This is a genomic window from bacterium (assembly GCA_030652805.1).
GTDB lineage: Bacteria > JAHJDO01 > JAHJDO01 > JAHJDO01 > JAHJDO01 > JAHJDO01.
This window is the reverse complement of sequence record JAUSPT010000024.1, coordinates 59,210-78,772: the sequence shown is the minus strand read 5'-3', so window position 1 is coordinate 78,772 and position 19,563 is coordinate 59,210. Positions and strand designations below refer to the sequence as shown.

The 19,563-nt window shown below is 39.3% G+C and carries 32 protein-coding genes; all 32 read right to left on the bottom strand.

Going from position 1 to position 19,563, the window contains the following annotated elements:
• Positions 1 to 4: 4 nt before the first annotated feature.
• Complete coding sequence (locus Q7J67_01600) at positions 5 to 769, bottom strand: GvpL/GvpF family gas vesicle protein (protein ID MDO9463983.1); 765 nt, start codon at positions 767 to 769, stop codon at positions 5 to 7.
• 1 nt (position 770) lies between these two features.
• Positions 771 to 1,094, bottom strand: coding sequence for a gas vesicle protein K (locus Q7J67_01595; GenBank protein ID MDO9463982.1), 324 nt, complete (start codon positions 1,092 to 1,094; stop codon positions 771 to 773).
• A 24-nt stretch (positions 1,095 to 1,118) separates the two neighbouring features.
• The gene (locus Q7J67_01590) at positions 1,119 to 1,685 is read right to left on the bottom strand and encodes an Hsp20/alpha crystallin family protein (GenBank protein MDO9463981.1); all 567 of its coding nucleotides are present in this window, start codon (positions 1,683 to 1,685) and stop codon (positions 1,119 to 1,121) included.
• 48 nt (positions 1,686 to 1,733) lie between these two features.
• Entirely contained in the window at positions 1,734 to 2,123 is a 390-nt protein-coding gene (locus Q7J67_01585) for a hypothetical protein (protein MDO9463980.1), read from the bottom strand.
• A 3-nt stretch (positions 2,124 to 2,126) separates the two neighbouring features.
• On the bottom strand, positions 2,127 to 2,393 hold the full coding sequence (locus Q7J67_01580) for a hypothetical protein (protein MDO9463979.1): 267 nt from the start codon (positions 2,391 to 2,393) through the stop codon (positions 2,127 to 2,129).
• Between the two features lie 5 nt (positions 2,394 to 2,398).
• Positions 2,399 to 2,764 (bottom strand): gas vesicle protein, encoded by a 366-nt coding sequence (locus Q7J67_01575; protein MDO9463978.1) that lies wholly within the window; start codon positions 2,762 to 2,764, stop codon positions 2,399 to 2,401.
• A gap of 46 nt (positions 2,765 to 2,810) precedes the next feature.
• The gene (gene gvpO / locus Q7J67_01570; protein MDO9463977.1) at positions 2,811 to 3,068 is read right to left on the bottom strand and encodes a gas vesicle protein GvpO; all 258 of its coding nucleotides are present in this window, start codon (positions 3,066 to 3,068) and stop codon (positions 2,811 to 2,813) included.
• Positions 3,069 to 3,070: 2 nt separating this feature from the next.
• Positions 3,071 to 3,310 carry a gas vesicle protein GvpG gene (locus Q7J67_01565; GenBank protein ID MDO9463976.1) on the bottom strand — a complete coding sequence of 80 codons (240 nt, stop codon included), beginning with the start codon at positions 3,308 to 3,310 and terminating at the stop codon, positions 3,071 to 3,073.
• Positions 3,310 to 4,077: a GvpL/GvpF family gas vesicle protein gene (locus tag Q7J67_01560; GenBank protein MDO9463975.1), complete on the bottom strand. Its 768-nt coding sequence runs from the start codon at positions 4,075 to 4,077 to the stop codon at positions 3,310 to 3,312. The genes Q7J67_01565 and Q7J67_01560 overlap by 1 nt, the downstream gene beginning before the upstream one ends.
• 1 nt (position 4,078) lies before the next feature.
• Positions 4,079 to 4,849, bottom strand: a complete 771-nt coding sequence (locus tag Q7J67_01555; GenBank protein MDO9463974.1) for a GvpL/GvpF family gas vesicle protein — start codon at positions 4,847 to 4,849, stop codon at positions 4,079 to 4,081.
• A gap of 7 nt (positions 4,850 to 4,856) precedes the next feature.
• Complete coding sequence (locus Q7J67_01550; protein MDO9463973.1) at positions 4,857 to 5,861, bottom strand: GvpL/GvpF family gas vesicle protein; 1,005 nt, start codon at positions 5,859 to 5,861, stop codon at positions 4,857 to 4,859.
• Between the two features lie 15 nt (positions 5,862 to 5,876).
• Complete coding sequence (locus tag Q7J67_01545; GenBank protein MDO9463972.1) at positions 5,877 to 6,011, bottom strand: hypothetical protein; 135 nt, start codon at positions 6,009 to 6,011, stop codon at positions 5,877 to 5,879.
• Position 6,012: 1 nt separating this feature from the next.
• Positions 6,013 to 8,181 carry a CDC48 family AAA ATPase gene (locus Q7J67_01540; protein ID MDO9463971.1) on the bottom strand — a complete coding sequence of 723 codons (2,169 nt, stop codon included), beginning with the start codon at positions 8,179 to 8,181 and terminating at the stop codon, positions 6,013 to 6,015.
• Positions 8,181 to 9,116 (bottom strand): ArsA family ATPase, encoded by a 936-nt coding sequence (locus Q7J67_01535; protein MDO9463970.1) that lies wholly within the window; start codon positions 9,114 to 9,116, stop codon positions 8,181 to 8,183. Before Q7J67_01535 ends, Q7J67_01540 begins: the two co-directional genes overlap by 1 nt.
• 3 nt (positions 9,117 to 9,119) lie before the next feature.
• Complete coding sequence (locus Q7J67_01530) at positions 9,120 to 9,638, bottom strand: Hsp20/alpha crystallin family protein (GenBank protein MDO9463969.1); 519 nt, start codon at positions 9,636 to 9,638, stop codon at positions 9,120 to 9,122.
• A gap of 32 nt (positions 9,639 to 9,670) precedes the next feature.
• Positions 9,671 to 10,057: a hypothetical protein gene (locus tag Q7J67_01525; protein ID MDO9463968.1), complete on the bottom strand. Its 387-nt coding sequence runs from the start codon at positions 10,055 to 10,057 to the stop codon at positions 9,671 to 9,673.
• A gap of 9 nt (positions 10,058 to 10,066) precedes the next feature.
• Positions 10,067 to 10,279 carry a hypothetical protein gene (locus Q7J67_01520; protein ID MDO9463967.1) on the bottom strand — a complete coding sequence of 71 codons (213 nt, stop codon included), beginning with the start codon at positions 10,277 to 10,279 and terminating at the stop codon, positions 10,067 to 10,069.
• A 3-nt stretch (positions 10,280 to 10,282) separates the two neighbouring features.
• Positions 10,283 to 10,591 carry a hypothetical protein gene (locus tag Q7J67_01515; GenBank protein ID MDO9463966.1) on the bottom strand — a complete coding sequence of 103 codons (309 nt, stop codon included), beginning with the start codon at positions 10,589 to 10,591 and terminating at the stop codon, positions 10,283 to 10,285.
• Positions 10,592 to 10,595: 4 nt separating this feature from the next.
• Positions 10,596 to 10,892: a gas vesicle protein gene (locus Q7J67_01510; protein MDO9463965.1), complete on the bottom strand. Its 297-nt coding sequence runs from the start codon at positions 10,890 to 10,892 to the stop codon at positions 10,596 to 10,598.
• A gap of 15 nt (positions 10,893 to 10,907) precedes the next feature.
• Positions 10,908 to 11,165, bottom strand: a complete 258-nt coding sequence (locus Q7J67_01505; protein MDO9463964.1) for a hypothetical protein — start codon at positions 11,163 to 11,165, stop codon at positions 10,908 to 10,910.
• Between the two features lie 17 nt (positions 11,166 to 11,182).
• Positions 11,183 to 11,575, bottom strand: a complete 393-nt coding sequence (locus tag Q7J67_01500) for a hypothetical protein (GenBank protein MDO9463963.1) — start codon at positions 11,573 to 11,575, stop codon at positions 11,183 to 11,185.
• A 21-nt stretch (positions 11,576 to 11,596) separates the two neighbouring features.
• Positions 11,597 to 11,932: a hypothetical protein gene (locus tag Q7J67_01495; GenBank protein ID MDO9463962.1), complete on the bottom strand. Its 336-nt coding sequence runs from the start codon at positions 11,930 to 11,932 to the stop codon at positions 11,597 to 11,599.
• Positions 11,933 to 11,967: 35 nt separating this feature from the next.
• Entirely contained in the window at positions 11,968 to 12,138 is a 171-nt protein-coding gene (locus Q7J67_01490; GenBank protein MDO9463961.1) for a hypothetical protein, read from the bottom strand.
• A 78-nt stretch (positions 12,139 to 12,216) separates the two neighbouring features.
• The gene (gene gvpN / locus Q7J67_01485) at positions 12,217 to 13,137 is read right to left on the bottom strand and encodes a gas vesicle protein GvpN (protein ID MDO9463960.1); all 921 of its coding nucleotides are present in this window, start codon (positions 13,135 to 13,137) and stop codon (positions 12,217 to 12,219) included.
• 40 nt (positions 13,138 to 13,177) lie between these two features.
• Positions 13,178 to 13,363, bottom strand: a complete 186-nt coding sequence (locus Q7J67_01480) for a hypothetical protein (protein ID MDO9463959.1) — start codon at positions 13,361 to 13,363, stop codon at positions 13,178 to 13,180.
• Complete coding sequence (locus Q7J67_01475; GenBank protein MDO9463958.1) at positions 13,360 to 13,680, bottom strand: hypothetical protein; 321 nt, start codon at positions 13,678 to 13,680, stop codon at positions 13,360 to 13,362. Before Q7J67_01475 ends, Q7J67_01480 begins: the two co-directional genes overlap by 4 nt.
• 16 nt (positions 13,681 to 13,696) lie before the next feature.
• Positions 13,697 to 14,728: a hypothetical protein gene (locus Q7J67_01470; protein MDO9463957.1), complete on the bottom strand. Its 1,032-nt coding sequence runs from the start codon at positions 14,726 to 14,728 to the stop codon at positions 13,697 to 13,699.
• A gap of 70 nt (positions 14,729 to 14,798) precedes the next feature.
• Positions 14,799 to 15,497: a hypothetical protein gene (locus tag Q7J67_01465; protein MDO9463956.1), complete on the bottom strand. Its 699-nt coding sequence runs from the start codon at positions 15,495 to 15,497 to the stop codon at positions 14,799 to 14,801.
• A gap of 189 nt (positions 15,498 to 15,686) precedes the next feature.
• A complete protein-coding gene (gene gvpA / locus Q7J67_01460) occupies positions 15,687 to 15,893 on the bottom strand; it encodes a gas vesicle structural protein GvpA (protein MDO9463955.1) in 207 nt (68 codons plus the stop codon).
• A gap of 391 nt (positions 15,894 to 16,284) precedes the next feature.
• Entirely contained in the window at positions 16,285 to 17,664 is a 1,380-nt protein-coding gene (locus Q7J67_01455; GenBank protein ID MDO9463954.1) for a sigma-54 dependent transcriptional regulator, read from the bottom strand.
• An 11-nt stretch (positions 17,665 to 17,675) separates the two neighbouring features.
• On the bottom strand, positions 17,676 to 18,284 hold the full coding sequence (locus Q7J67_01450) for a response regulator (GenBank protein MDO9463953.1): 609 nt from the start codon (positions 18,282 to 18,284) through the stop codon (positions 17,676 to 17,678).
• 210 nt (positions 18,285 to 18,494) lie between these two features.
• Entirely contained in the window at positions 18,495 to 19,562 is a 1,068-nt protein-coding gene (locus Q7J67_01445) for an ATP-binding protein (protein MDO9463952.1), read from the bottom strand.
• Position 19,563 lies beyond the last annotated feature (1 nt).

Sequence of the window (19,563 nt, the reverse complement as noted above, 5' to 3'; positions counted from 1 at the left end):
TATCCTATACAAAACTATATGGCGGCCAGGGACCAGTGAAGCGAACGTAGAATTCTTCCATATCGTTAATCTTTTCTAACTCCTCGCCTAATACCTTGCTTTTTTCTTTGGGTAAAAGACAAGAAAGGTTTATCAGCATTTGTTTTCCTTCTTCAAGTTTTTTAGTCTTTTCTACTTTAATTTCATTCGCACATTTTTTAATTTTCTCGTAAAAATCTTTAAAATGCCTTTCCGCCTCCACTTCCATCTCTTTCTTCAAGAGATTCTCCAGTTTCTGTTTATACATATAAGCAAGACCCTTGGATTTGGATTTTATCTCCTCATTTAATTTCTTAATCTCTTGATTACTTTCTATTAACTTTTCTCCAATCACCTTAGGGTCCCAGGAAATCTGAACCCCATACTCAGCCTTGCCTTTAAGCTTAGCTATCTTTTCTTTTAAATTTTTGTAATCTTCTTTAATCCAATTCTTCATATTCTTATCCGGGGTAGTCCCCTTCTCGCCTTTAATTATGGTATCAAAACCCAATGGTAAGACAGTGCCAAATTTTCCCCAGACAGTATCAACAACCTTCTGGTGAGCCGTTACCCATTTTTTCACCACTTCATTATCCTCTGATTTGTAGGGCTCTGAAGGACAATTATGAACTACAGCGCATAAATCTTCATAAGGGATAGTGTAGACTTCGCTATCCTCTATTCCAATATTGCCAAATGTTATCTTTTTATTTCCATCGGCTATACAATAAAGATATCTTGCTTCATTCATCTTAAATTCCTTTCTCCTCTGCTTCTTTCCTCCATCTTTCTGGATTTATCATCTTGTCTAATACATCATCCACAATACTATCCAATCCATCCCTTACGGATTTAACTGACTCAGTAACACCCTGTTCCTTTTTTATATCCTCAATTGCCACATCTAAATCCATAAGGGCTTCGCCCAATCGTTCCATCTCTTCTTCCGTAAGAGATCCTCCCTCCATACGTTTCATTGCCTGGAGATTAAGAGCATCTTTAATTACCTCCACTAAAGCAATAACCAGCCCTAAAACCCCGTGTTTTAGATTATCCTCATCAATATCTATTGGCATATGTCATTTTGCTCCAATGAAAAATTATTCCTTTTTTATCTTTACTTCTAAGATCCCATTCTTATAAGACTTCTGCAATTCCCCTTTAGGTTCGCAGGGTAGTTTCAATTCCTGATGATATTTACGGTCAAGGGTATCTACAGATATAGTAAGTTTATTCCCTTGCAAATTAAGATTTATATCATTTGCATCTACGCCGGGGATTTCAGCTATTATTTTAATATGATCTTCCTCGTCAAAAATATCTGCTGACCTTTCCTGTGGCATTGGAGGAGAAACTTCCTTTCTCATAAATGGTTTATCTGGAGCTAAATGCCTTGCTTCAAACTTTCCCTCTATCTTAAATTTTCCTTTTTCTGTCTTTTCTAAGGGAGCTTCCTTCAACTTGCGCTCTACTTCTTCATCAATCTTTTTTAATCTTTCTTTGAATACTGGAGATTTTCTCAGACCCCTGAACAATCCACCCAATCCTGGAATCATCTTACCAATCCCTTTAAGAGTTTCTCCTGCTATACCCTCTTCCTTTTCTCTACCAGGTTCTTTCTTTTTATCTCTTTGCTTCTCAGGATTTCGCTTTTTTTCTTCATCCATTTCCTTTATCCTCCCTTATATCCACAAATAAAACAACTTGCAGCAAGATTAGTATTCAATATTCATTTTCTTAAACCTCTCTTTTCTAGAATCTCCGCTAACTTTGAGGTTTGCCCCCGCGCTAAAATCCTTGATGTGGTGGCAAGTTTTCCCCTTAGCTATTTCCTGTCTTATCCTCTGAGTCTCCCTCGCCTTTTCCTTTACCCTCATTATTTTCATCCTAGAGTTTTTCAAGGCCAAATCCCGCTTTACTTTTCTCTCTTTTTCCTTCTGGGCTATTTTAGAGAGTTCTTCCTCTGTCAATGTTGGTCCAAATTCTTCTTCCAATTCTGCCTTTACTATATCCTCTATCTTTGATGTCATAGATGGTATCTTCTGTTTTCTTGCAATGTCCATGTTACTTTTTATATCTCTATTTGTGTTAATTTTAACGCGCATATGTCACTCCTCCTTATTAGGTTTATATCCACAAACAAAACATCCCTTTTCTTCCAACTCTTCAGTAATTACCTTACGACTGCATTTAGGGCAAACAGTGTAATAGAAAGAGCAACGGGCCCAATATTTAGAACCCGCTTCTTTTCTTTTTTCAGCTTCTATTGATTCATCTACATGGTCTAAAACCTTATCTCCTACACCCAAAGTAGGGTCTAGAGGAATGCCTAGAAGATTAAACCCGCCTAATCTCGATTTTTCCTTTTTGCTCATAGAATTTAGACTATTTGTTTTGGTTTTAGTTTTGCCTTAGCGCTTTGCCAGCCGCACCAAGGGCATCCTTTATTCATCAGTTCATCTGTCAGTACCTTTTTAGCACACTGCGGACATTCATCTTTACCTTTTGCCGCCTCTTTCCATGCCGCGGTTTCGTAATTAGTGCCTGAGGGGAATTCTAAACCATATTTTGCTGCGGTTTCAAATGAAGCCAGAGCTGCCCGAACCTTTACACCAAGTAATTCAACCCCCGCTACGGATACAGTAATATCCGCATTGATGACTAAACCCTTATCCAGAATGCGGTCTATTACGTCAACCAGAGTTCCGTTATCACCACCATTACCTCTTGTCGCCTCTAAAGCCATCTCGTTCCTCCTTTATTGCCTCCCTTCTTCTCTCTTATCACTGCCTCTATTCCTTCTCTTCCTTTTTACGTTCGTAAGACTCTACTTCCAACTTATCATCCAATTTAATCTCATAGATATTCCGGTCCTTTACTCTTGTTGGAAGTCCGAGAGCCTTTATAAATGAACTTTCTTCATATACTTCTGCTTCTGTCTCCCAGCCCTTTTCGCTCTTTCCAACCTTAATAACCTTTACATCTTTGACATTAAGGGTCTTTTTTAAAAACTCTGCAACTGCTTTCTTAGCTTCTTCCATATTAGCCATCTTCACACCTCCTCTTCTTTTGCTTTTCTAATAGCGTCCAATCGCGCTAAAAGTTCTTCTTCCTGCTTCTTATATTCTTCATCGTTTATTTCATCAAGTTCAAACTGCATTTGTAATTCCATAAGTTTCTCTTTTATCCGCCCTTCATCAGAGATTTCCTTCTCTATAACCTCATTCATCTTCTTGCCAAGCCAAACCACCCCTTTCAATGGCGCAAGGAATATATCATCAATTAAAAACATTAATACTCTCCTATATTAATTACTAAATTGACAAAATTAAATGGCGGTAATGTGCCCACATATTTAAATTTTATTTTATTACCATATTTTCCGTCAAGTTCCTGAACCTTCTGATCAAATTCTGTTTCTTTGCTTTTCTCCACTAAAAAAGCCGCATTAATAATCATTCGTTCACCATAGGTATTATTCGTCTTATGCTCTACTGCCAAAGGCAAAAGAGCATTAATAATTTCCTTTTCACAAATCTCTTTTTCTTTTTGTAGAGCAGTTTCCACCATTTTTCCTATTTCCATACGTTCGTAATGGGTCGCTTCAGGGGGTTTAGAAGCCAGCCCTTCTTTTAACTTTCTTATGCCTTCATGTTTTTCCAGGATATCTTTATAAATAACATCCTCTTTAAATATTGCTTTTAATCCGAGCTCTTTTTTCCCTTTGATCTCATCCAACAAATCTTTGAATTTATCATGCTCTCTTTCTAAAATCTTTTTTACCTTCTTCTCGTCTTCAGCAATTGTACAAAATCTTACCGGCAAAACTACATATTTTTCCATCACTTCCTCAATTGCCTTTTCATGAGCAAGTGTATTCTCCCTTGATACCGGGTATTTTATTATTGGAGAATTGCTCACTACAACTGCTATATCGTTAAAGCAAATAGTATGCAATTCGTCCCCTCTTCCGCCAACTCCCGGCGAACCGAATGATTGGGCTTGATTTGACTCAATTACGCAATATATATATTTACCTCGTTTTACAGCCGTTTCCATCTTATTTCTCCCATTCTTCAGGATAAATTGCAATGCTCACAAAATTAAAAACAGGTAAAGGACCTACATACATAAACTTTACTCTATCCTTATATTCTTCACTTAAATCACCCATTATGTTATCAAATTCTTTCTCTCTCCCTTTATCCACCAAAAAGGCTGCATTCATAAACATCTCATCAGTAATAGTCTCATTAAGTTTATGGTCAAAGGATGTTCTTCTTAAGGCATCTACTATCTTCTCTGCCTCTTTCTCTTTTTTCTTTTGCAGAGCTTCAAAAACCTCTTTACCAACCTCCATCTTAGATTGTATATTCTTTTTCCCTTTGCCGTTTTGAATTTTCACTTTTGCCTTCTTAATCTCTCTGTTCTCTTCTGAAATCTCCTTGAAGATGATATCCATATTCTTCCATATCCCTTTAACCCCTAATTCTATTTTATGATCCATATTTCTTAATGAGTCCTTAAATTCTCTATATCTTTTATCCAGAAGATTTCTTATCTCATCGGCATTAGAGGCAACTGTGCCAAATCTGACTGGAAGAACACTATCAAATTCCTTCATCACTTCTTCAATTACCTTCTCATGAGCCAGCATATTCTCGCGATTAACAGTAAATTTAGTCATTGGATGACTGCTTACAACCATGCTCAGATCATTATAGCCAATGGTTAATACCTCATCGCCCCTGCCACCTATTCCTATTGACCCAAAGTTCCTCTCCTGCGATGTTGCGATAATACAATAGATATATTTACCTTCTTTCTCCATATTCCTATTACTCCCTCACTTTGATCAATATTGCGTTCTTTTCAAATTCTTCCTCGCCTGCTTGTTCACGAGCTTTGCAATAATCAATAAGTATCTTATTAGCTTTGTTTACATCATCAAAAATTTTAGCCGGTATATCCGGATTTCTATCAGGATGGGAAGAGGCGGCTACTCTTCGATAAGCTTTCTTAATTTCATCTTTACCTGCAAAATCATTTAACCTCAACTTCTTTTTTGCCCAATCAATCTCGTCAAATTTCATCTTTTTTATCTCAAGCGTATAGAAACTATAAGGCGGAAGCGGACCTATACATCTAAAATTTAACTCATCGTGAAATTCAGTGTTTAGGTCTTCTATCTTTTTATCAAATTCTATTTGCCGGGTTTTATTTATCAAAAAGGCTATATTAGCAACCATATTATCGTCCATGAGTTCATGCAACTTTAGATCCTGGCTTAGAGTTTCCAGTGCATTCTTTATCTTTTCAGCATATTTTTCTTTTCTTGTATCCAATGCTTTCTTAACCATAAGCCCTACTTTCATTTGCTCAGTTATGGTTATCTCTTTTGGACTAGCTAAAAGCCTTTCTTTGAATTCTTTAATTTCTCTCTCTTCCCCAACCTCTTTAAGAATTGAAGGAAAATCACTCCATGTGGCGACTATATCAATCTCTATTTTATCGCCCGTCTTCTCCATAATCTCCTTAATGAGGTTATATCCTCTATCCAAAATATCTTTGACCTCAATTTCCGAAACAGCGAATGTACCTAATTTCATAGGAATAATTGTAAGCCCTGAACTCATAACGCCTTCAATAACCTTTTGATGCCTGACCAGCATTTTCGCCACATCACCTTTAGATATACAGGTGTAATCGATTATCTCAGAGTCTCCTACTACAGCCGAGATATCCTGATAAGGAATCGCATGTATGCTATCCTCCGAGATAAAAAGGCGGAAGTTCGTATTAGAACTTATAATTCCATAAATATATTTTCCAATTTCAGCCATTTTACACCTTGTTTATTATTTTTGTTCTTCAGGTTTTTCCTCTACCTTAGGCTCTTCCTGTTGCAGTTTAGGTTCTTCTTTTTCCTTCTTAACTTTGCATATACACATGCTGCTAAAAAAGTTTTTAATTTTCTCAATAATCCCTGCCATTTTAACCACCCCCCTTTATTTCGTTCTTCTGTTCTTTTAGTAAACTAATAGCTTCTTCAAAATTGCTCTTTGATATCTTGAGTTCTAATTTTTGATCTTTGCTTTTTGCCTTTTGATTTTCTATATATCCTCTTATAGCAAGCATAGACGCGCGACGGCAAACAGCTTCAATATCTGCTCCGGAATATTCTTCTATTTGATCTGCTAATTTTTCTAAATTTACATCTTTATCTAATGGTTTGTCTTTAGCATGAATTTCAAAAATTCTGAGTCTTGTCTTTTTATCAGGTAATGGAAAGTTTAAATGGATATCAAACCTTCCCGCCCTTGATACTGCGGTGTCTATCATATCTAATCTATTGGTCGCACCAATCACTACTACGCCCTTTAATCTCTCTATCCCTCCAAGTTCGGTAAGAAATTGGCTGATCACTCTCTCGGTTACCTGTGAATCCCCTCCAGCGCTTCCGCGTGTAGGAACCAGACTGTCTATTTCATCCAGGAATAAAATACATGGAGCAGCCATTCTTGCCTTTTTAAATATCTCACGGACAGCGCGTTCTGACTCACCCACATACTTACTTATAATCTCAGGGCCTTTAACAGAAATAAAATTAACCCCGCTCTCAGTAGCTAATGCTTTGGCTACCAAAGTCTTTCCCGTACCCGGAGAACCGGAGAGCAAAATGCCTGTAGGCGGCTCTGTTTTGACGTGCTCAAATAATCTGCTGTATTTAAGAGGCCATTCCACGGCTTCAATTAAAGACTTCTTTATTTCATCTAATCCACCAACCTCATCCCACCGGACATCAGGAATCTCAACAAATACCTCGCGGATAGCAGAAGGCTCTATTTCTTTCAATGCCTCCAAAAAATTGTCCATAGTAACCTGCAATTCTAAAAGAGTCTCATAAGGTATCTCCGCTAATTCAAAATCTATCTTAGGCAAAATCTTTCTTAACGCTGACATTGCTGCTTCTCTTGCTAATGATTCTAAATCCGCGCCCACAAATCCATGAGTAATCTCAGCTAATCTCTCTAAACTCACATCTTCTGCCAAAGGCATTCCTCTTGTATGTATCTGTAAAATTTCTAATCGCCCATTTTTATCCGGAATAGGGATAGATAATTCTCTGTCAAAACGGCCTGGCCGTCTCAAAGCCGGATCAACTGTATTAGGCAAATTGGTTGCAGCTATAACAACAACATGTCCCCTTGATTCTAATCCATCCATCAGAGCCAGAAGCTGAGCTACTACTCTTCGCTCAACCTGTTTTTCAGCGCCCATATCTTCTCTTTTTGGAGCAATAGATTCAATCTCATCCAAAAATATGATAGCAGGCGCATGTGCCTGAGCATCTTCAAATATGGAACGGAGGCGAGCTTCGCTCTCCCCATAAAACTTCCCCATAATTTCCGGTCCGCTTATGCTGGTAAAATAAGCATCTGTTTCATTAGCCACGGCCCGAGCGATTAAGGTTTTTCCACAACCCGGAGGACCATGGAGAAAAACGCCTTTCGGCGGATCAATTCCTAATCTTTCAAATACTTGAGGATATTTTAAAGGAAGCTCTATCATCTCCCTGATTCTTTGGATTGGCTTATCAAGCCCGCCAATATCTTCATATGAAACTTTGGCTGACCTCTCTTTTTCTGCTCCCTTTGTCTTCATCTTTATTGAAGTAGTCTGGTTTATTAAAACTACACCCGCAGGAATAGTATCCAGCACCTTAAAATCGCAGGATCTTGAGCCAAAAAGCGTAGCTCTAATCCTATCGCCGCTGGTTACAGGAAGCCCCTCCATAAGCGACCCGATATATCTGGTATCTTTATCTCTTTGAAGCAGACTTGATGCAGTTAGAGGCGAGAGTGTGATTTTGTTAGCAGACTTATAGTCAATCTTGCTGATCTTTACCTTTTCATCCAGTCCAATCTGCGCATTCTCTCTGGATATTCCATCCATTTGAATAGTCTTTTTCCCTCTATCTTCTACGTAAGATGGCATTGCTTTGACAGGAGTTTTTCTTTTACCGTCAATCTCTACAACCTCGCCCACTTCTATTCCAAGAGTTTTCATATCTTCCGGGTCAATCCTGGCGATAGCCCTTCCTGCATCCTTTGGCAGAGCTTCTTTTACTTTAAGTGTAAGAGCTGAGTTCTTTTTTCCCATTATTGAAATAGCATCTCTTTAAAATTATTCAAGGTATCTATACCTTTAACCTCCCTTGATTGCAAAGGGACAATTGTTATTTTTAAGTCATCAAACTTTTTCATTATCCTGTTTATATGTTTCTCCTGCCCTTTTCTTCTTTCTCTACAAAATCCGCAATCCTGCGATTCTACAACATTATTTATTACTAATTGCCTCACTTTTATGCCATAGTCGTTCAAATTATTTATCATTCTCCCGGTTTCTAAAATTGCCATATCTTCCGGAATGGTAACTGCTATAAATTCACACCTTTTTTGATCCTTAAGAAGATTTTCTATTCTCTTTACGGTCTTTTTCATAGTTAATAAGAAATCATCGCCTTCGTCAGGATTATATCTTCCGCCAAATCTTTCCACCATATATCTATACTTCCATCTCATCTTTGCCATAACCTTGACCCAGTCATCCAGCAGGTCAGGTAAAGTCAGAAGTCTCATCGCATGACCGCTAGGCGCGGTATCTACAATGTACTTGTCAAACTTAGCTTCCTCTATTAAATCAACAATTGTCTTGAACCCCATCACTTCATCCATCCCGGGAATAGGCAAATCAAAGATGGAATCAATGTCTTCCTCATCTAAATAGGTAGAGGTATCCAAAATCTTTTTTATCTGGTCTTCATGTTCTATCTTGAATCTAGAAAGAGCTTTTTCTGCGCTTACTTCAAAAGCACTCAAGTTTTTTGTCCCTTTCACCTCTATTATGTTACTGCCAATGTCCTGCTCTAAACTATCAGAGAGCGAATGTGCCGGGTCTGTTGAAAAAAGCAATGTCCTGAAATTCTTTGCTAAATAAAAGCCTGTGCTTGATGCACAGGTTGTCTTTCCTACGCCGCCCTTCCCTCCAAATAAAACCAGTTTTAACGCATCTTCTCTTAATCCTGTTAATGCCATATATCATTTCTTTATTTTTATTTCTAAGATACCGTTTTTAAAACTCCTCTCTAAAGTTTTAGATTCAACTTTAGCAGGAAGCAAAATTTCCTTGCGGTATTTTCTATCCTTACTTACAGCTGTTATTTCTAATATATCCCCTTTTAAATCAACCGATATAGACTCGTCATTTACCCCCGGCATCTCAGCATAGACTCGGATCTCTTCTTTTTCATCAAATACATCTATGATAGGCTCTCTCTCTTCTTCAACCGTGGGACCTTCAGGGGTCTTCTTAATTTTGTGGCCGAATGTCTCAACTGTTGGTTTTCCTCCCACCGCGCTTTTTACAGAAAATCCAAATACTCCCTTCATCCCTTTCTTAAGATGGCTCAGGTCTATTTCGCCTTCTTTCTTAATCTCCCCTCCGGCCTCTTTTAAATCTGCTGCCAGGTCAACTAATTTCTCAATACCTTTAAACAGCCCACCAATGCCAAAATCAAAACCTACCGCTTCTTCATTTTTTTTCTTTTCTTTAGCCATTTTTTTCTCCCTGTACATTTAATACTAAAATATTATCTCTTCTTTTTAGGAATAACGCCTGTCCCTTTGCAGGTTAAACAGGGAAGAGTCCTGCCGCGTTCCCTGCCTATTCCTTTGCAAGTAGGACAAGCTTCAATATCAGAAGTTCCCACGCTCACAACACCCTTTCCTCGGCAAACAGTACAGGTGAGGGTAGTTCGAGGATGTCTTTTTCCCGTTCCATTGCAATAAGCGCAAATTACAGCCGGAGATGAAACCTTTGCCTCTCCATTACCTAAACAAACAGGACATTTTATCCCCTTTTTAGAAGAAAGGAGACCTGTGCCTCTACAAAAACCGCATCTGTAGACATCCCTGGTTAAAATCTCTCCTCTGCGCCCGATCTTTTGTTTATTCCACTCCATTGTTTGCCAGCTCATTTCGACCTCCTATTCGCTTATCAGACCTTTGCCTGTTGCAGTTATTCTACAAGATGAATGGGTAAAAAACCCAATACAATCCTGCTTTTCCAGGGACTTGCACAACATGTAGGTATAGCCTATCTCAAACCCTGCTTTACTGCTTAACTCTTTCATAGATATTAAACCGTTTTTCTTTTTTATAATTCTTAGTATTTCTAATTCTGTAGCTGTTATACTCACGTCTTAATAATTTACAACCTCAACATTCTTAGAAATTTTTCCCTTATTTTCTTTTCTTCTCTTCTGAATATTCTGCTTTTGCTGCTTAAGTTTAAAAAGCCAATTCTCTTCCACTGTTTCTTTACCTTTTTCTGTTAAGCTGCATACTCCTTTAAATGTATCAAAATCAACATATTTGTCTCTCTCAAGCCCTTTGCAAATCACATAGGCATAATGAGCGCTTACCTTTAATTCCTGAGCTATTAAGTAATAATGGACTCTCTCCTCATTTTCAGCAATAACATCTAAAGTCTCACGCTCCATACTGGTCATTTCTTTATTTTATCTTCGCTTCTAACCGTTCTAATCTCTTTTTTAAGGATTTATTTTCGTTCTCTATTTCTTTCTCTTTTGCTTCAGAAGAAAGATAAGAATCCTGCTGCCACCAATTTATCCCCATCTCCATTGCCTTATCCACAGAGGCAACCAACAGCCTTATTTTGATAGTGAGAAGATCAATGTCGGCAATTTGGATCTTAATATCCCCGGCAATAACTATCCCCTTATCCAGAACCCTTTCTAAAATATCCGCAAGATTCGTCGCCTCAGTAGCATGAGCCATTTTATTAGTCATAATTGCTCCTTATTTTTATTCCTCTTTTACAGATCCCTCTTTTCGCGCGTAAGAGACCACTTCCAAGGCATCAGTCAATTTAATCCCGTAAATATTCCTATCCTGAACTCTGGTAGATAGTCCTAAAGATTTAATAAATGAACTCTCCTCATAAATCTCTGCCTCACCTGTCCAGCCATCCTGAGATTTTACTATCTTTATTACTTTTGCCTTTCCACCAAGACTGCTCTTAAAGAAATCTGTGATCGCCTTCTCTACTTCTTCTATTTTCATAGTCTCTCTCCCGATTTCTATTTTGTAATCACACCCTTACCTTTGCATTTTAAGCAAGGTAGTTTATTGCCCGGCTCAGCACCGGTTCCCCGGCAATGTTCGCATATTTCAATGGGTTTGGTAATGCTAACTAAACCCTTCCCTCCGCAAACCGTACAGGTAAGACTTGTCCTCGGCGGATAATCGCCTCTGCCTTTGCAGTAAGCGCATACTACTGCCGGTCCGGTTAAGGAAACTATGCCTGAGCCTTTACATACATGACATCTTGTGCCCTTGGTTCGGGGTAATATCCCTGTGCCTCTGCATAATGAACATCTAAACTTATCCCCTTCCAAAATCTCACCTATCCTTCGTCCTGACCTGGTTCTTCCGCTTTTCCCGCTTTTAAAGTCAAATGTGTTCCAATTCATTCTCAACCACCTATGCAGTTGTTAATAATTTAAAGACATCTTTTTCCACTCTTTTTTGACTCCATTTTTCTGCGTGAAAGTGCCTCCTGAAAAACCTATGTCCGGAGCAGATTTAATCCCGCTTTTCGAGACCTCCTGTAGTTGATTCATCTCCAGGTCTATCTCCTCCAGGCGCTTCTTGAGAGTGTCTTTTCTCATATCCAGCCTCTCATCTTCCTTCAGGAGTCTCTCTTTCTCTTTCCCGAGCATATACAAATCTAAATAACCCGAGCTTTGAACCTTTGGTATGGACCTCTTCTTGGCACTAAACATAGTCCTCAACTTATGGAGTCCCGGCAGACTATTAACATCCTTCATTGTTCTCTCCCTTATAATGTGAGAAACTTACAGACCTATCTTGCGCTATCTTTAGCCGAGAGCAAGATATTCTTCTTCCTGCTTGCTCCTACAATCTTCAGCTCAATCAACTGGCCTTCTTTAAGACCTGCTGCTCGCTGAATATTACCGGGAAGTTTTATCTTCCCATCTTTTTCCACTTTAGAAAACGTCCTCATCAGTGTCATTTTCTTTCTCCTCTCTTATTCAGAAACCAGATTTCTGAGAGCAGATTTTTCTGCTTTCTGCCTTCTGCCCTCTGTCTTTTAACTATATTTCTTAACCAACTCCTTAACTATCCCCTTTACCCTGTCCTGATTCGTCTTTGAGCCAACTCTACTGGTCTCAGAAGCCAATATGTCCTGACACATCGCGCTGAAGGAACCATTACTCTTAGCAGGAGCAGTGCCCAGAACTTTAAGCGTCTTAGCAATCATAATACAGCCGCGTACGGTTGGTGCATACTCACACTTTCCTGATTCCCTCAATCCTCTTACAATATTAACTATCCTCTCAGAATCTTGTTTAGAGAGTTTGGATTTTGCCCTGGTAATACCTATTTCCGTATCATAATCAAAATGGTCCAAATCCATGGTTATCATTCTGTCCCTAAGAGCGTCCTGACTCCGATGAACTCCGGCATATTCCTCAGGGTTTGATGTGAAAATAGCGGTAAAATCAGGGTCAACCTTTAAATACGGTTCTTCTCCGCCTCTTCCCACTGGCAGATCCATCATCTTCTCCTGCAAAATAGAGAGAAGAATATTGTTTGCCTCAGGACGGGAACGTGTGAATTCATCATAGATAAGGGTAAAACCATACTTACAGGCAACCGTTAAACGGTTATCCACCCAGCGCTTTACCATATCTTCTTCCACTTTCAACACCCTGGAGACAAATCTGTCTACAACCTTTCTAAACCTGTAGCCATGTTCACCACCCACCAAATCAGAGGTTGTAAACTCTTCATCCCCGTGAATCATTACCACCGGCCTTTTAACCTTACTGGCTACATGCATAGCCAGAGTGGTCTTTCCTGTCCCTGAAGGACCTCGAAAATGGACCGGAAAACCGGCCTTAATATAGGAAAGTGTCCGATTAGTGACATCCTTCACATACTTTGTTTCCACAAAGTCTGATAAAGGACTTGGTTCAAGTACTGTGGTCATCTCCTCAACAGCTGCCATCTTATCTTACCTCCTTTTTTGATTTTTGTTTTCTTTTCCTCTAGGGCAGAGACTGCCACCACTTGAACTTTTGGCTCACTTTCTCCCAAGTCTTGCCCGCCTCTGCCAAATCCGCTTTTATTCTCTTCTCCTTCCTTCTAAAACCTTCCCGGCAGGAACTCAACTTATCTAACGCTTCCTTTCTTTTTCTAAGAAAGTCTTCCCTGGAGGAGTTTAATTCAGTCATTTTTTTGAAACGACCCCTTTGCCTCCACATTTAATGCAGGGAAGTCCGCTATCTATTGCTCTGCCTGTGCCTTTGCACTTAGGGCACTCGTCAGTCGCGCCTTTAACCGCAACCATTCCTTTGCCATTACATACAGTGCAGGTAACTCGACTACGAGGATAGATACCGGTGCTGCTACAAAAGACACACTTGATTGCCGGCTCTTTTACCTCAACTTTACCCCTGCCTCCGCAAACCTGGCAGACAGCAAGCTCGGATAGAAGATCAAATGGATCCTTGCCCGTGCCTTTGCAGAAAGCACATTTTATCTCGCTCATCTTTCACCTCCATTCACTAAGCAATAAAGTAAAGATTATCTTCTTTTCTAACTTTGCCTTTATCCAGCAGACCTCTCATTGGACTGGTCAGCTTTATAAAGTGGCAGCCTGCTTCATTTCCTAAATTCGGCAAGCTCATGCCTTCAGCATGCTCCCTAAGCAAAGCTAATATCTGACCTTCAGGTGTTTTGGGTTTAGGCCCAGCCTTAGGTTTAGCTTTGGGTTTTTCTTTCACTGCCTCTTCAACAGTCTTTACTTCCTGCCTGGCTTCTACTTTAACTGGAATCGGCTTACCGCCTCTTCTCTTCTCCATTGTTGCAGCCAGAGCCTGCCAGTTAGCAGCCATCTTTTCTCTTTCGGCCTGGAATGCCTGTAAGAGAGCAAGAACCTCTTTGTTTCTCTCATCCTGCCTTGCTTGAATTTCGCTAATTAGCTGCTTAGTCGCACTAATTACATCAGCCACATATTTTTGGATACTATCTATCATCTTTTTGAAGTCTTCAAGCCTGTTTGTTTCTCCTTTTGCAAGGCTTTTTCTAAGCTCATCTGCCATAGATGCATGGTCTTGCGCAAACTTTGCAAGGAGATCAGCTACTCCTTTATTTCTATCTTTCTGTTCAGCCTGAATTTGCTTCATCAGTTTCGCAGTCGTATCAACCATATCCGCTACAAACTTCTTAACATCAGCCATCATTGCTCTAAAGTCCTTAAGTCGATCCTCTTCTCCTTTTGCAAGAGAGGCATTAAGATTGGCAGACATTTCCATATGCTCGCTGTGAAACTTTTTGAGCAGAGTTTTAACATAGACTTCTATTTCCTTTGTCCGCTTCTGAATTTCTGCTATCATTGGCTTAAAGGCATTGAGCCTATCTTCTTCTCCCTTGTTAAGGCCAGCTTTAAGATTGGCAGCCATACTCTTATGATCCGTATGAAGACCCTTAAGCATTTTGTCGACGTCCTTGACAAGCACACCTATCGCCCTTACTCGCGTATCATAAGAGGCAACAATGTCCTCACCCAGTGCTTTGATATCACTTGCTATTCCCATCTTTATTCCTCCTCTTAAACTTCTAGTTTCTTAGTTCCCATACATCAGGTTACTTACCCAGGATCCAAAATTAAACCCTGGCAACTTCCAACTTTTCCTCTCTCTCACCTCCTCTCAGCTTGCTGGCTCTTTTCTCGGCCATAAGACCGGTTAGTTTATTCCATTCGGAAGTCATATTTTGATGTTCTTTCCTGAATTCATCAAGTTTGGTTCTGACTTCTTTTTTCCGCTCTATCTGTCTTGAACGAATATCTTTTAGCATCTCTTTAAAGTCCTCAATCCGTAAGGACTCTTCTTTATTTAAAAGGCTGTGCAAAGACTCAGCCATCTCCCTATGTCCTTCCTGAAATTCCTTTAGGGTCGTTCTTACTTCATTTTCCCTGAGTTTCTGCCTTGCCTGAATATCCTGGAGCATCTTTTTAAAATCACTTATTCTCACGCTTTCGCCTTCGGCCAAATTCTTCCTAATGGCTTCAGCTATTTCTTTTTGTTCTTCAAAAAAAGTCTTTAATAAATCTTTTACCTCTTTTTCTCTTTCTTCTTGATGGGAAAGGATGCCTTTCATCATATTATCAAAATCCTTTTTTCTGAGAGACTCTCCATTGGCAAGGGTTTCTCTAAGTTGACTGCTCATCTCACTTCTTTTGAGCTTAAAATCTTCAAGAATTTGGTGAGCATTGTCCATGACCGTGGCTACTTCAGAAACTCTGGCCTGATAAGAAGAAACAATTCCTTGCGCCAAATTCTTCATTTCCTCGGCACTTCCCATAATTTTACCCCTTTTTTCTCAGAACGGAAAAAGGAATCTCTTGGCGAACCATGCTGTTTAAACCACAGATTAACACTGATTTTTTTACGCTGATTATCACAGATTTCTCTGTGTGCATCTGTCTTTTACATCTGCGCCAATCTGCGCTCAAAAGGGTGGCTCGGCAAGAATCCTTTTTTTAAACTATACTTAAGCTGCTGTTGCGGTTAGACCAATTGCTTCAGCATACTTCAGGTATGTCTCGACTGATGCGACTACGACTCTTGCTTCAATAGCGAGTAATTCAATACCAACTAAAGAAATTCTAACCCATGCATCAACCACAACACCCTTGTCAAGGATTCTGTCAATAACCTCAACCAAACTAGATGAACCGATTGCTTTTTCTACTGCCATTTTTTCCACCTCCCCTCTTTCACAGATTAGCGCAGATTATTTTCACAGACCAGCGCAGATTGAACATCTGTACCCATCTGCGATTTTTCATCTGCGACCATCTGTATTGTAAAAGCAAATTCCGTGCCAAAGTATCTGCTAAAAAAAATTTCGGCTTGCGTATCCTCTTTTTTAAAAATATCTTTTGAAAGAATTCTGAGGAGCTTAAAAGCAGAGGAAATTTAAAGGCAAAAAGCGTAGAGTTGTTTCTACATCTGTGTAGAATTTATTTTACAACAACCCTACGTGTTCCTTTATATAGTGTAGACTCTATTCTACAGCGCTTTGCATGCTGTATTTCGTATTTCGTCGTCCGTATTTCGTTAGCCGTGTGCTGTATACGATATACGATTTACAGTCTACGTATCTGATATTCCTTCATCTTAGAATAGAGGGTCATGCGGTCTATTTTGAGGATTTTGGCGGTTTTACTTTTATTGCCGCCGGCTTTTGCCAGTGCTTGCTCAATAGCTTCCTTTTCTATCTGTCCTGTCGCTTTTTTAGTTATCTCTTTGAGGGAGACTCCTTTATCCAAATCCTGCTGAAATTCAAGCTTTTTAGTGGAAGCAATATTATCTAATGGAAAGTGTTCCGGTTTGATATGATTGGAATCGCACAGAAGCACTGCTTTTCTGACTACATTCTTTAATTCTCTAACATTGCCCGGCCAGGGATAATCCAGAAGCAATTTCATTACATCAGAAGAAAACCCTTCTATTTTTTTATTTAATTCCTGATTTCCTCCCCCCAAAAAACGCATGGCTAAATGGGGGATGTCATCTTTTCTTTCCCGAAGCGGGGGAAGTGAAATATGAAATTCATTTAACCTATGGAAGAGGTCCTCTCTAAATTTACCCCGCCTTACCGCGCCTGAGAGATTAATGTTCGTAGCCACGATTATTCTGACGTCAACTTTTATACTTCTCTTGCCGCCTATATGCTGAAGCCTTCTTTCCTGTATCACTCTGAGAAGTTTTCTCTGCGTAGTAGAAGAGAGATTTGTAATCTCATCCAGAAACAGAGTTCCTCCATTAGCCTCTTCAAACCTGCCTTCTTTTTGAGCATCAGCTCCTGTAAAGGCGCCTTTCTCATGACCAAAGAGTTCACTCTCAGCCAATGTATCGGGAATTGCGCCACAGTCTATAGCAATAAAAGGGTCATTTTTTCGCGGACTTTCCTGATGGATCATCTGAGCAATCAATTCCTTGCCTGTTCCGCTTTCACCTTGAAGTATTACAGTCATATTGGTCGGAGCAATTATCTTAATCTGTTTTAAGACTTGCTTTATTTGAGGGCTTTCTCCCATTAGCTCTTCTGCTGTAATTTTTTCACCAACCCGTTTTTTTAGAGTTTCTACTTCCTTGGCTAAATATTGGGTCCGAAGAGCCCTTTTTATTACAAGAATTAATTCTTCATTATCAAAAGGCTTGGCAAGATAGTCAAATGCCCCTAATTTCATTGCTTTTACCGCTCCATTTAGATTTCCATAAGCAGTAAGCATTATAATAATCAAATCCTTATCAATCAGCTTCATCTTCTCTAGAATCTGCATCCCATCCATTTCAGGAAGCTTCATATCCAGCAGGACCAAATTGGGAGAATTTTTCTTAACTGCATTAAGCGCTTTCCTTCCGTCTCCCACAGCGATTGCGTTGTAACCTTCGTCCTTCAAAATGTTGGAAAGATTAAAACGCAAGTCCTTCTCATCATCTACTATTAGAATCGTCTCCATGCTGCCCTCTGTTATGAGAGTACTTTTATACTCCTTAATATATCTTCTTCAGTAAACGGCTTGTTTATAAAGGTAAAAGCTCCTCCCTTTTTTGCCATTTGTCTGCTTTCTTCGCTTCCATAGGCAGAAATTACAATCACTACTGTCTCTGGATTTACCCTTTTGATCCTAGGAAGGATTTTTATTCCATCGCCATCAGGTAGTTTTAGGTCTAACAGAACTAAATCAGGTGATTTCTTTTTAAGATAAGCCATAGCTTCTCTTTTTGTGTTTGCAATCGATACATTGTAGTTTCTCTGGATTAAGGCGTCAGACAGGAGCGAACACAAATCCTTCTCATCGTCTATTATCAAAATATTCTTTATCTTCTTCTGTTTCTTCCTTAAGAAGACTTGCTCTTTTTGCCTCTTTGTTTCTCTTAATTGTTCTTTTTCCCACTGTTCAAAAAATGGCGCCAGTTCTTCAAGTTCTTCGGCTTTGCGCCAGCCTGAAAGACCGCTTCGCCAGACAATTACTTCTCCTCGCTTTATCTTACCTGCAAGAATCCATTTCTGTAATCGAGCTCCATAAATTGCCCGATATATATCTGCGCCTCTTCTAATATCATATTTTATTTCCACTATTACACTCCGTCGTCGTAAATATTTAGTGAACTCAACTCATCCCCTCGCCCCTTCTCTTGACAGAGAAGGGGAACATTCCCTCTCTACTCAAGAGAGGGTCAGGGTGAGTTTATATTCACTCTCCGTTATGTAAACGAGCATCTTTTGCGCCTTTGTCACTTTGTGCCTTTTTTATCTCAAAATTTTACTTTTTCTAACTTTTGATCTTTACCCAATTGGCAAAGATACCATAAAGATAGACCCTTCTTTCGGCTTGCTTTCTACCTCTATAGTACCGCCATGGCTCACAATAATCCCATAACATATAGTCAATCCTAAGCCTACACCCCCGGACTTGGAACTAAAGAAAGGGTCAAATATCCTGATAATATCTTCTTCAGGAATGCCTTTACCTGTATCTTGAACCTTCACCTCAAAAAGATTTCCCTTAAACTCTGTAATAATGGTCAATTTGCCTCTCTTGGGCATAGCTTCAATAGCATTGATGACTATGTTTAAGAAGGCACGCTGCATTTGTTCTTTATCAATCTTTATTATGAATGTGTCAGAGGTAAACCTTTTAATTATCTTTATATTTTTTGAACTAATCTTAGTCTTGTTGGACTCTAAAATATCTTCTAATACCTTATGAATATTACATGGCTGTATATTAAGTTTTGGCGGGCGGGCACAATTTAGGAGTTCAGTAATTAAATAGTTAATCCTTTCTGTGTTTCTTTTAATGATGTCCATATGTTTAGCAATGTGTCCTTCCTGTTTAATGGTTTTCCCAAGCTGCTGGACTGCCATAGCTACATTGGTCAGGGGATTTCTTATCTCATGAGCAATATTTGCGGCTATGCGGCCGGTAAAGGCAAGTTTCTCGGAGCGAATCAAATCGTCCTTATTGGCTTGTAGTTGTTCATAATCCTTTTTCGCCTCTGTAGCTCTTTTCCTCTCTATTTCTGTCTCTTTCTTGTGCTCGGTGACATCTAGAGATGTTATAATTGCCCCTTTGGGAAAGGGAGCTATTGTTATGGATAGAAACCTCTTTTTATATTTTTTCTCAGGAAACTTTTTTACCTTACTTGTTCTGATACATTTTATCAATTCAGCATACATGTCAATCTCATGATGAGCTGCATAATCCTTGTACATCCCATCCCCAATATTGGGCAATCTATCCCCTGAGTTCTTTTTTGCCAGATTAAAGTCGATTATTCTTCCTTCCAAATCCACGACTACGGTTTCAATAGGATTGTACTCAAACAGAGCTCTGCTAAACTCTTTACTCATA